The 11,995-nt window shown below is 37.7% G+C and carries 10 protein-coding genes; 1 reads left to right on the forward strand and 9 read right to left on the reverse strand.

All coding sequences use genetic code 11. From position 1 onward, the window contains the following. Nucleotides 1-133 precede the first annotated feature (133 nt). The gene (locus FB2170_RS09020) at nucleotides 134-2,308 is read left to right on the forward strand and encodes an acylase (protein ID WP_013306237.1); all 2,175 of its coding nucleotides are present in this window, start codon (nucleotides 134-136) and stop codon (nucleotides 2,306-2,308) included. Nucleotides 2,309-2,312: 4 nt separating this feature from the next. Here FB2170_RS09020 and FB2170_RS09025 read toward each other — a convergent pair whose 3' ends face one another. From FB2170_RS09025 to FB2170_RS09065, 9 genes are all read right to left on the reverse strand, one after another. Then, nucleotides 2,313-2,969 carry a hypothetical protein gene (locus FB2170_RS09025; RefSeq protein ID WP_237701126.1) on the reverse strand — a complete coding sequence of 219 codons (657 nt, stop codon included), beginning with the start codon at nucleotides 2,967-2,969 and terminating at the stop codon, nucleotides 2,313-2,315. A 144-nt stretch (nucleotides 2,970-3,113) separates the two neighbouring features. Continuing rightward, nucleotides 3,114-5,387 (reverse strand): tetratricopeptide repeat protein, encoded by a 2,274-nt coding sequence (locus tag FB2170_RS09030; protein ID WP_013306239.1) that lies wholly within the window; start codon nucleotides 5,385-5,387, stop codon nucleotides 3,114-3,116. 80 nt (nucleotides 5,388-5,467) lie between these two features. Next, nucleotides 5,468-5,803 (reverse strand): hypothetical protein, encoded by a 336-nt coding sequence (locus FB2170_RS09035; protein WP_013306240.1) that lies wholly within the window; start codon nucleotides 5,801-5,803, stop codon nucleotides 5,468-5,470. A 5-nt stretch (nucleotides 5,804-5,808) separates the two neighbouring features. Further along, entirely contained in the window at nucleotides 5,809-7,236 is a 1,428-nt protein-coding gene (locus FB2170_RS09040) for an NADH-quinone oxidoreductase subunit N (protein WP_013306241.1), read from the reverse strand. Between the two features lie 10 nt (nucleotides 7,237-7,246). Further along, complete coding sequence (locus tag FB2170_RS09045) at nucleotides 7,247-8,734, reverse strand: NuoM family protein (RefSeq protein ID WP_013306242.1); 1,488 nt, start codon at nucleotides 8,732-8,734, stop codon at nucleotides 7,247-7,249. Nucleotides 8,735-8,743: 9 nt separating this feature from the next. Continuing rightward, entirely contained in the window at nucleotides 8,744-10,663 is a 1,920-nt protein-coding gene (gene nuoL, locus FB2170_RS09050; protein WP_013306243.1) for an NADH-quinone oxidoreductase subunit L, read from the reverse strand. A gap of 11 nt (nucleotides 10,664-10,674) precedes the next feature. After that, nucleotides 10,675-10,992, reverse strand: coding sequence for an NADH-quinone oxidoreductase subunit NuoK (nuoK, locus tag FB2170_RS09055; protein WP_013306244.1), 318 nt, complete (start codon nucleotides 10,990-10,992; stop codon nucleotides 10,675-10,677). Beyond that, the gene (locus FB2170_RS09060; protein ID WP_013306245.1) at nucleotides 10,989-11,513 is read right to left on the reverse strand and encodes an NADH-quinone oxidoreductase subunit J; all 525 of its coding nucleotides are present in this window, start codon (nucleotides 11,511-11,513) and stop codon (nucleotides 10,989-10,991) included. The genes nuoK and FB2170_RS09060 overlap by 4 nt, the downstream gene beginning before the upstream one ends. Nucleotides 11,514-11,517: 4 nt before the next feature. Continuing rightward, the gene (locus FB2170_RS09065; protein ID WP_013306246.1) at nucleotides 11,518-11,994 is read right to left on the reverse strand and encodes a 4Fe-4S binding protein; all 477 of its coding nucleotides are present in this window, start codon (nucleotides 11,992-11,994) and stop codon (nucleotides 11,518-11,520) included. Nucleotide 11,995: the final 1 nt, after the last annotated feature.

An 11,995-nucleotide genomic window follows, 5' to 3' on the forward strand; every position in this document is an offset into this window, starting at 1 on the left:
GTAAAATAATCTTGTTTTTTTAAATCCCTTGTACTTGAAATGAAATTTGAGGAAAAATTAGTATTTCTTTTTTAAGTCTGTTAATTTCACAGCATTGGCAATTATTGTCACCCAATAAAAAACAAGTTGTATTATGAAATATTTAATGCTTTTTCTATTAGTAGGGGTATTATCATGCTCCACTAATAATGAGCTTTCCGAACTTGATAAATGGCAAGCACAAGCTGAAAACATAACCATAATAAGAGATGATTTTGGAGTGCCGCATATTTATGGAAAGACCGATGCTGATGCTGTTTTTGGACTTTTATACGCGCAATGTGAAGACGATTTTAATCGTGTTGAGCAGAATTATATATGGGCAACGGGTAGATTGGCCGAAGTAGAAGGTAAAGAAGCACTGTACAGTGATTTACGGGCAAAACTATTTATGACCGAAGAAGAAGCAAAAACCAATTATGAAGAAAGTCCAAAATGGTTAAAAGAATTATGTGATGCTTTTGCGGATGGTATAAACTACTATTTGCATACACATCCCGAGGTTAAGCCCAAGTTATTGACCCGATTTGAACCATGGATGCCCATGTATTTCAGCGAAGGTTCAATAGGGGGTGATATTGAACGCATCTCGACCAGAAAAATCAAATCCTTTTATGAAAGCGACATGCAAATTCCGGAAATGGAAGAGTTGAAATTGAAACAGGAAAAGGAAATGACCGAACCTCAGGGCTCTAACGGTATTGCCATTTCTGGTGAACTAACGGAATCAGGCAATGCGATGCTTCTTATTAATCCACATACGTCTTTTTATTTCAGGGGCGAGGTACATGTGGTAAGTGAAGAAGGGCTCAATGCATACGGTGCAGTAACATGGGGACAGTTTTTTGTCTATCAAGGCTTCAATGAAAAAACTGGGTGGATGCATACCTCTACTTATACTGATGTAATGGATGAATTCAGAGAAACCATTGTCAAAATGGATGAAAAGCTTCTTTATCAATATGGTGAGGAACTTCGACCTATTGAAACTTCTGAAATCACTTTAAAATATAAAGATAGTGATGTACTCAAAGAAAAAATCTATCCTGCTTACCATACACATCACGGCCCAATTACGCATATGGTAAATGGGAATTGGACGGCGTCTGCAATGATGTGGGAACCTGTAAAGGCATTGGAACAATCTTTTGTGAGAACAAAGAAAAACGGGTATAAAGGATTTCGGGAGATGATGGATATTAGAACAAACTCTTCCAATAATACGGTATATGCCGATGCTGAAGGCAACATAGCTTATTTCCATGGAAATTTTGTTCCCAAGCGAGACACTCAATTCGATTATTCCGAATCTGTTGATGGTAGTAACCCTAAAACAGATTGGCAAGGACTGCATACGGTTGATGAGAATATTCTCTTATTAAATCCTGAAAACGGGTGGTTACAGAATTGCAATTCCACACCTTATACTGCAGCACTTGAATTCAGTCCCAAAAAGGAGAATTACCCCAATTATATGTCAATTGACAGGGAAAACTTTAGGGGAATTCATGCGATTGACCTATTAAAAGACAGGAAGGGATATACTTTGGATAATTTGATTGAATTGGCCCATGACCCTTATCTCCCTGCTTTTGAAAAATTGATTCCGGGGCTTATAAAAGCCTATGATACTCATGATGATAAAAACCCAAAACTTAGAGAGGCGATTGATGTACTTAGGGAGTGGGATTTCAAAACTTCAAAGGAATCAGCGGCGATGACTTTAGCCCATTTTTATGGAACGAAATATTATGCCGAAGGAGAATATGAAAAAGGATTAACACCCATGGAAAGAGTCACATTTTGGGGTAGCGAATCGCCGAATAGTGAAAAACTAAGAATTTTCGAAACCGTTGTTGACCAACTGAATGAGGATGTTGGTAGCTGGAATACTACTTGGGGAGAAGTAAATCGTTATCAAAGGTTGAATGGTGATATTAGACAAGCCTTTGACGATAGTAAGCCAAGTATTCCTGTCGGGTTTGCCTCCGGGCGTTGGGGGGCTCTGGCGGCATATGGTGCACGTTATACCAACAACACCAAAAAGATTTATGGTACTCGTGGAAACAGTTTTGTGGCGGTAGTTGAATTTGGAGAGAAGGTAAAAGCTAAAAGTATGTTGGCTGGAGGGCAAAGTGGAGATCCCAATTCACTACATTTTAATGATCAGGCACAACCTTATGCCGATATGCAGTTTAAAGATGTGCCTTTTTATAAGGAAGATGTTTTGAAAAGAGCTGTTAGAACCTATAAGCCTGGAGAAAAATAACCAACTATTCTTTAGTGATAATCAAAGTAGCTTTTGAACCTTCGGAAAGTAGCCATTTGTTGGAGTAAATGAGCTGACCGGTTTCATCGTAAACATCAACTTGTGCTGTATTTGGGCTTGCTGAACCTTCATTTAGTGCCTCAAAATCCAAGCGGTTAAATCCTTTATGTAAATCTACGTTAACACCTTTAAAACTAGAGGTGAGCAGCATGTTATGGTCTATTACATGACCATTGGTTGATATTTTTACACGATCACCATCTACATATTCGTGATCTCGGCAAACTATACCCACAAACTTGCCATTACTCTTGATGTCACCTAAATATTGATTCCCGAATTTCTCCTTTTTACCACCTTTTCTTTCAGACCTGCCAACTTTAGTGTCTAATTTTAAATCATGTCCTGCTTGCAATAGCTCTCTATTAGGCAGCATTTGAACGGGCATCCTTGTTAGGGAATCCTTTAAATTTATATTTGGCTTCTCATCTATTACAGAGGGAATATTCAATGCATTTCCCTGAGAAGTATTGTTATTTTCATCCGGAGTGGTCAATGTTCCAATTTCAAGAGGATTGTCACTAGGTAAGTCGGTCTGTGCATTCCCATAGAAGGAAAGCATTAGAATAAACACAACTATCGAGATTTGTTTTATAATCATCAGGGAACATAAATTTCGTCGTAAAGATAGCAATTACCCTGCCAGACGGACTTAAAGGCCTGTTAATTTCGCTGAAGTGATACAAAGGGAACGTTTTTCCGCTTTAGAACTTTACTGTTTTTTGTGTCAATCGCATGAACATACTTAATCTAATGCCGGCAATTGTCGAAGAAAATTAGAATAATTAGTGTTGTTCGGAAACAATTGAACAAGCTGTAAACCTATCTCTCTTGCCCTGTCAATTTCTCCGTATTTAGAATGGAAAAAAGCGAGCGTATATAACAGTTCTTCATTAGAGGGGTACACCTTAAGACCTTTGATAATAGCTTCTTTGGCTTTCTTAGTTTCATTGACGCTATCGTACAATAAACCGAGATTATAATATACTCTTAGATTTTCTGGCATGTGGGTCATGGCCTTTTCCAGTTGTATAATGGCCTCATTGTTTCTGCCGGTTTCTGCGAGTAATAAAGCTAAGGAGTAATAAGTTGGCCCATATTCCGGTTCTTGCTTTATAATGAGTTTAAAAGCAGTCTCTGCTTCGTTCAGTTTTCCATTTCTATAATAAAGATTGGCCAAACTTGTTCTCACCATGTTGTTGAGGTTGTCTATTTTCAAAGCCTTTTCATAATTATCAATCGCATTTGCCACATCTCCCTTCTTTAAATGATAATTGGCTTCCTTGGCTTTTCCGCCTGCAAATTCAGCGGTGGCCTCCAAGTATGTTAGAAACTCAGTTTTGACTTTTTGATATACTTCTTTATAGTCAGCAGGAACTTGGTTTTCTGTCAATCCTCCTAAAGCATAAAATGCTTTGACCCGTACAGATCTCTTTGGATCTTTTAATAGAGGGAATAAGTATGTAGTATAATCAGTACTGTTAATTTCACCCAAAACATCCAAAGTTGACGCTCTAACTACGGGGGACGAATCATTCAAGAATGTAATTAAGTTGGCAACATCATTTTCATTCATATAATATTGTAGCCCTCGAACTGCTGAAGCTCTTGCGATTTCTGGTTGCAGCGTATCATTCATTAAAGTAAGGAGCGATTCTTTTCCATGGGGGTCACCACTTAAACCTGAAGCCAAAAGTTCTGAAAAATGTTGATAATCAGGAACACCATATTGTTCTTGGAAAGTTTGCCAGGCCCACTCATCGTCTTTGTCGTCATGGCATTGGGTACATGCATTTGGCGTGCCATATTTTAAGCTTAAATCTGGTCTTGGAATCCTAAAACTATGGTCTCTTCTAAAATCATTCCCCATATAAAATCGCCCGGTCATATGGCAATTAATACATTGACCACCTTCAGAGACAACTTCGTGAAAATGATGCTTTGGAGTATCATATTGCTCGGGAACATGACATTGTGCACAGAGTTGATTTCCTTCAAATTTGAGCTCTAAGGAATGTGCATTGTGACAATCAGTACAAGTAACGTCATTCAAGTACATTTTACTCTGTACAAAAGAGCCGTAGACATAATCCTCGTCTAATATCTGTCCGTCTAAATGGTAGAGTCTTTCTGTTATCAATTGCGGAAAATAATGATCTAGCATGGTTCCTTCAAAATTGAATAATTCTGAAATCTGCTCCCTACGCATATGGCACCTTGCACATTGATCCACTAATTTCTTTGGCTGTGTTCCAGGTATCATTTGCATGGACCCAGATGCCTTGTAATTTTCACCTAATTTTGTAGCCTTATCAGCATGTTCTTTTCCAGGACCATGGCAGGCTTCACAACTCACATTAATTAAAGCGAATTCGGTATTATACCCGTTTGTTTCCTCTTTATAGTTCTTTCGAACATTGGTTGAATGGCAATCAGAACACATGGTGTTCCAGTTTAAACCTCCTCTTGACCAGTGCAACCATTCTGAATGCACGACCTTAAAATCAGGATATAAATCAAACCATTTGTTTTTTTCAGTGTCCCAAGCTGTTCTTAAACATTGAAACCTTCCATCAGGGAATTCAACAATATATTGTTGTAAGGGGGTTATACCAAATGTATATATGATTTTATAGTCATGGTAATTGCCATCGGGCCCTTCAGTATTCACGAAGAAGTCATCACCTTTGGAATAAAACTTTGACGTAATACCTTGACTGTTGAATTTTTCACCATCAAAGTCTGCCAAAATGGTTTCCCTTTTAGCCAATTGCATAGCTTTGTCATGGTGTGAACCCTCCCAATCCTTAAATTCAGCTTGATGGCATTGTTTGCATGCATCATCCCCTAAGAAATTTGCATCGGCAATTTGAGCTGTAGACGCAAAAATTGCATTTGGGTTTTTCTGAGGAACTTTTTCATATTCAGCTTTTTTGTCATCTCCACAAGAGAGTAGAACACTAAATAGGAGGGAAAAAGAAAATAGCTTTGAAAAACTCCTCATTTTAATAAAACTCATAATAGATAAAGTAGGACGAAATGTCCAATTTTGATCAATAAAGCACTAAAGTAAAATAATTAAGCCCTAATCAAGGATGTTCAACTGGTTTTTCCTCCGTTGTTCCAATATTGAGGGGAGGTGTCTTCGGTTTTTTGATTCCAATAGTCTTGGGTCACCTTATGACCGTCAAAGGTTTTTAATTTACGTTGGAAAATCCATATTGTAGGATTGAAAACCATATCGGTAACCCCTACTGTATATAGTTGAGGCACATCTTCGGAAGCTCTTTTTTCTTCTTGGATAACAACTTCAAAACCATTATGTTCCAAAAGTTTTTTAAGAAAGTCTTTTCTATTTTCCTCTATTTTCTTTTCAACAAAAGTTACCCTGGTTTCACCAATGCTTCCAAAAAGATGTTTTCCTGCGAGTGCCATAACGTCTAATTAAAAATTCCGCTTAATTCATATATATAATCATACAATGGGCTGTAAAGACCTAGCACCAGTATCCCAATCACTGTAATCAAGAGACCAAGACGCATGTAAATCTTGTTTTTAAAGAATGGTATGGGATTATCACTTTTTCTTAAGAACATAGCCCTTACAACGATGAGGTAATAATAAAGTGATATGGTTACATTGACAACAGCTAGAAATACTAATAAATAATATCCTTCGCTGGCCGCAGCAGTAAATAGAAAGAACTTTCCAAAGAAACCAGCAACCGGAGGTATTCCGGCCAATGAGAACAAAGCCAACATCATTATCAAACTTAGATTGGGATTAGTACGGTACAACCCTTCATAATCATCAATATTTTCTTTTCCTGTCTCCAAAGAAATTGCTTGAACTACACCAAAAGCTGCTAAATTCGAGAATACGTAAATCAACACAAAATATACTATCGTTGTCGTTCCTAATTGGTTTCCTGCGATTAAGCCCAGTAAAATGAAACCAGCCTGAGCAATCGATGAGAAAGCCAAAAAGCGCTTCATGTTTTGTTGTCTTAATGCGAATAAATTACCAATGAACATGGTTAGTACCGCCACCACATAAATTATGTTTTCCCAAACATGCATCAACGGTTTTAAAACAGTAAACAATAATATCATTAGGATGAAGACAGCTGCTCCTTTAGAAATTACTGACAAATAAGACGCTACACTAATAGGGGCACCTTCATAAACATCAGCCGTCCAGAAATGGAATGGGACCAAAGAGATTTTAAAACCCAATCCCGCAAAAAACAGTATCATCCCAAGAATGGTCAAATCAGTGGACGAAATCACTTGAATGATCTCATCAAAATAGATTGACCCCGAAGTTGCATAAAGCATGGAAATTCCAAATAAAGAAACTCCAGAGGCTAAGGCAGATGAAAGAATTAATTTGATGCCGGCCTCACTTGATTTTCTGTTCGCTGTTTCATAGGCGGACAAAGCTGCCACAGGAAGTGTTGATAATTCCAGTCCCAAATAGAACATTAAGAAATCTCCCGAGGATATCATAAAGTACATTCCCAATAAGGAAGAAAAAAGTAAGATGAAAAATTCGGTTCCTTTGTTTTGGACAACTATTTTTTCCTGAAGCCAATCAGCAGATTGGAGCAAGAGAATCAAGACACCGACATTGAGAACATTCTTGAAAAAGTGAATTAAACCATTGGTTCTGAACATTCCACCAAAAAGTGTTGTTTCGCCTGTAGGTAAAAATCCAATTAACGTGTGGACCCCAAACAAAAGAATGGCCAAATGAACAATACTATGTTTCTTTTTTTGAGGTATAAATATTTCAGCAACTACCAGCAACAATGTTATTGCCAAAAGAACTATTTCGTGACGCATCGATAAAAAGTTGCTAAAATCCATTCTTCTTAATTTATAATACTCCTTGTATAAAAGGTTGTAAACTATCCAAAATCATATCACTTAACCAAAGTGGTGCAACACCCATCCCCACTATAGGAATCAACAATAACATTATTCCTAATTTCTCATACCATGTGACCCTTTCCAAAGTCAAGTACTTCTCATTTGTAACAGGACCCATGAGCATGATGCCTACAACGCGTAAAATATAGACAGCAGTTACCACTATTGCTGAGACTGTAATTATTGTTGCAATCCTTGTGAACATATCGTCATGTTGAAACGCTCCCACAAAAATGTTCATTTCTGCAACGAACCCACTGAATCCTGGAAGCCCCAAGGATGCAAGACCGGCTATAACATAAATGACCGAAATAAATGGGATTACTTTGAGCAATCCACCGAGTTTGGTAACATCCCTAGTATGTGTCCTGCCATAGATCATCCCAATTAAAGCAAAGAAAAGAGCAGTCATGAAGCCGTGTGAGAGTGACTGTAAAATAGCACCGTTCCAAGCGGTTTTGTTCAACATCAATAAGGCAAACAATACCATTCCCAAATGACTCACTGAGGAATAAGCATTAATGTATTTTAAATCTGTTTGTTTGATGGCCGAGAATGCCCCGTAGATTACACCAATTGTCGCCAATATAATAAAGAACCAAGACCAGTGATGTGCACCTTCAGGTAATAAATACATCGCTACACGGAATACCCCATAACCCCCTAATTTCATCAATACCCCAGCATGAAGCATAGAAACAGCAGTTGGTGCTGAAGCATGACCATCGGGAGACCAAGTATGGAAAGGGAACAAAGCCCCAATAACCGCAAACCCTATGAATGCCAAGGGAAAGAATAATTTTTGAGCTTCAAGAGGGATATTGACTTTGGCGATTTCCAAGATATTAAAAGTTAAAGCCCCACCATCAGCATTAGAGTTGAAATAAATCCCTAAAATGGCAACCAGAAGAACGGCTGAAGCACCCATCAACATCAAGGTTAATTTCATCGCCGAATATTCTTTGGGACCAGTTCCCCAAATGCCAATCAATAAATACATGGGAATCACAGCAATTTCAAAAAACACGAACATGGTGAACAGATCAAGGGAAATAAAGAAACCGTAAACACCTATTGAAAGGACTATTAAAGAAACAAAAAACTCTTTCGGAAGATCATTCATTTTCCAAGAAATGAATACCCCAGCCAAAACAACAATCGCAGTCAATAATAAGAGGGCCACTGAAATACCATCTACACCTATATTGTAATGAATGTTAAAATCCTTGAACCAGACCACATCTTTGGTGAATACCATGATGTCATTATTCACGGCCTTTTCTTTGAAATAGACAAATACTAAATTGATGGCCATACCTAACTGTACAAGACTCCCAATCATCGAAACAATACGTGCTTGTTTCAAACCTTTGGTAAAGACCAAGGCGATGATGGTCAATATTGGTACAGTTATAAAGAGTGTTAGAATATCCATTTCAAATTTTTAATTCGTCCAGAAATAAATAAATACTAAGGCTATGACCACTATTCCTGCAATAAATGCGTATGCATAGTCTTGCACCTTTCCAGATTGCAGTCCTTTTATTTTCTCTGAGGTCAGTACCGTTTTGTTTCCAATCCCCACCATTGTACCATCAACATATTTCTTATCAAATTTGGCAATCGGAGCTGAAACTCGGTTGAACAATATTTTTTTGGTCACAAAAAGATAAATCTCATCGAAATAGAACTTATCACTGGTCCATTGATACAAGGGCCCAAAGAAATTCGCCATCTTATCTGCCAGATTGTTTTCCTTTTTATAGAATACCCAGGCTAGTACAATACCAATCAGTCCAACTCCCACTGCGATAGCTGCCAAAGGATAATTCAAGTGAGCCTCAAAACCTACTTTATCTGCGGAAACAAATTCACTGAAAGGGATAAACCCTCCAACTATACTCAATAATGCGAGAAACATTAAGGGAAATGTCATAGATATTGGCGATTCATGTGGTTTATGCTCATATTTTGTGTCTTTTCCCCAGAAAATGCCAAAGTAAATCCTGAACATATAAAAGGCGGTAAGACCAGCTACCAAGATTCCGACAGTGTAAATCAATTTATTATGTTCAAAAGCTGCGACCAATATTTCGTCTTTACTAAAGAATCCTGAAAAAGGAGGAACACCAGCTATAGCCAAAGCTGCTATCAAAAATGTAATGTTGGTAATAGGCATGTATTTTCGTAAACCACCCATGTCTTTTAGATAATTACTGTGCACAGCATGAATTACTGAACCTGCACATAGGAATAATAACGCCTTGAACATGGCGTGGGTAAATAAATGGAACATTGAGGCCATATACCCAAGCCCTTCATGACCTTCATAACCTGAAACGCCCAATGCCAACATCATATAACCTAACTGTGACATGGTTGAAAATGCTAGTACACGTTTAATATCAGTCTGGGTGATGGCAATTATGGCAGCGAACAGGGATGAAAAGGCACCGACATAAGCGACAATATTTAGGGCAAACCCATCTTCAACAAAATAGAACATAGGGAATAATCTGGCTACTAAAAATACACCTGCAACTACCATGGTCGCGGCGTGGATTAATGCTGAAACGGGAGTAGGACCCTCCATCGCATCAGGCAACCAAATGTGTAATGGGAACATTGCAGATTTACCCGCACCTCCTATGAATATGAGTATCAAGGCCCATGTTAGAACTGACAATCCCATAAATGAAGTTGATGCCCAATTAAGAATGGCATTTCCTTCCGGATTGTTCAAGGTTTCAAAATCATAGGTTCCGGTGTAATAACCCATTATCAATATACCTACTAGGAATCCTAAATCTGCAAAACGAGTTACAATGAAAGCTTTTTTGGCTGCAGAAACCGCAGATGGTTTTGTATAATAGTACCCAATCAATAAGTAGGAGGAAACCCCCACCAATTCCCAGAAAATATAGATTTGAAAGAGGTTGGTTGCCAATACCAATCCGTACATTGAAAAAGAGAACAGACCCAGAAAGGCAAAAAATTTGGTATACCCATCATCACCTTTCATATAACCTCTGCTATATATATGAACCATTAAAGAAACTATGGAAACCACAATAAGCATCATCACAGATATTGGGTCTATTTGTATTCCCATATCAATGGCCAGGGTGTCGGTGAAATTCATCCAAACCGTTTTTTCCACAAAAGTTTGATAAGCGCCATCGGTTTTACCATTAACAAAGAAGTACTGGTAGGCTGTATTGATTGACAATAATGTAGATATCAAAAGTCCTGCAACACCAATATATCCTGAAATACTAGGTTTGATTTTTTTATTGAATATTCCCAAAAGCAGGAATACTGCAAAAGGAATCAAGGGAATCAATATAATAGTACTAAAGTTCATTTCTTCAGAATTTAGTGTTTCATGGTTTCAATATCTTTTACTTCAACTGAACTAATCTGTCTATATAGCCCTATTATGATTGAGACAGCCAAAGCCGTTTCTGCAGCTGCAACTGCAATGATGAATAATGAAAATAGTGCTCCCTGAAGCATATCTGGATATAAATATTTATTGATGATTACAAAGTTCACAATAGAGGCATTCAAAATCAGCTCCACCGAAATCAAGATTGAAATCAAGTTTTTTCGTGTTATAAAACCATATATACCAATAAAAAACAGAATCGAGGTTACTGTTAGGATCTCATAAATGCTAATTCCTGGAATCATACCGTTTCGTTATTTTTATCAGTTAATTTTTTCCCTTTTGCAATAATGATTGCCCCAATCATGGCTGCTAAAAGTAAAACACTGATTACTTCGAACGGCAAAATAAATCCGCCTTCCCCATAACTTAATAATTTGGCTCCTATGTCTGCAGTTGTTGTGGTCAAGGCGTTTTCGACTACATTGAATTCGTGACCGTAAATAGTGGTCAAGAACACTCCCAGACCTAATAAACAAGCTACTGCAGTAAGAATCTGTTTTGAAGTTTTTGCAATTTCCAATTCCATCTCAATGTGATGAACAAGCAAAACAGAGAATATGATCAGTACAATAATACCACCCGCGTATACCGTAAGTTGAATCGCTGCCAAAAAATTATAGTCAATCAAGAAATAAATCCCAGCGATTCCGCAGAGTACAAACAACAAATAAATGACCGACCGTAACATTTTCCGGCTGGTGACCGAAGCAATTGCGAAGACAATCATTATAATTGCTAAAACGTAAAAAATTATTCTTTCCATTTTCTTAATCTTCTACTCCTGGTAATAATTTAGAGCCTGGTTTATTCAATACTCGTGTAAGAGCCGTTCTGTCATAGACCGAATTTTCAAAATTTTGCCCCCATTTTATGGCATCCGTTGGACAAACGTCAATACAGAGCCCACACATGGTACACATACTTAAATGGTATACAAACTGATCTATTTTCTTTTTCTTTTTGCCGGTTTCTTCATCAATTCCTCTGTCCCAGATAATTTCAATGGTACCATTTGGGCAAGCAATCTCACATTTTTGGCAACCCGTACATCGGTGCCTGTTCTCTTCATCATGCGGCATAATTACTTCACCACGAAACCGGTCGAACATTTTCAACGTTTCCCGATTATCTGGATATTGTTGGGTTATGGCCCCTTTCCTGGAATGTAGAAAGTACTTTCCAGTAACACTCATACCGGTCAGGAGTGTTTTAATGCCTTTAAAAATGTCTGAAAAATAGCTCATA

It is taken from the genome of Maribacter sp. HTCC2170 (assembly GCF_000153165.2).
In the GTDB taxonomy this organism is placed as follows: Bacteria; Bacteroidota; Bacteroidia; order Flavobacteriales; family Flavobacteriaceae; genus Maribacter_A.

Coding starts and splice junctions, on each gene's coding strand:
- FB2170_RS09020 (WP_013306237.1), top strand. CDS start 134: ATGAAATATTTAATGCTTTTTCTATTAGTAGGGGTATTATCATGCTCC.
- FB2170_RS09025 (WP_237701126.1), bottom strand. CDS start 2,969: ATGATTATAAAACAAATCTCGATAGTTGTGTTTATTCTAATGCTTTCC.
- FB2170_RS09030 (WP_013306239.1), bottom strand. CDS start 5,387: ATGAGTTTTATTAAAATGAGGAGTTTTTCAAAGCTATTTTCTTTTTCC.
- FB2170_RS09035 (WP_013306240.1), bottom strand. CDS start 5,803: ATGGCACTCGCAGGAAAACATCTTTTTGGAAGCATTGGTGAAACCAGG.
- FB2170_RS09040 (WP_013306241.1), bottom strand. CDS start 7,236: ATGGATTTTAGCAACTTTTTATCGATGCGTCACGAAATAGTTCTTTTG.
- FB2170_RS09045 (WP_013306242.1), bottom strand. CDS start 8,734: ATGGATATTCTAACACTCTTTATAACTGTACCAATATTGACCATCATC.
- nuoL (WP_013306243.1), bottom strand. CDS start 10,663: ATGAACTTTAGTACTATTATATTGATTCCCTTGATTCCTTTTGCAGTA.
- nuoK (WP_013306244.1), bottom strand. CDS start 10,992: ATGATTCCAGGAATTAGCATTTATGAGATCCTAACAGTAACCTCGATT.
- FB2170_RS09060 (WP_013306245.1), bottom strand. CDS start 11,513: ATGGAAAGAATAATTTTTTACGTTTTAGCAATTATAATGATTGTCTTC.
- FB2170_RS09065 (WP_013306246.1), bottom strand. CDS start 11,994: ATGAGCTATTTTTCAGACATTTTTAAAGGCATTAAAACACTCCTGACC.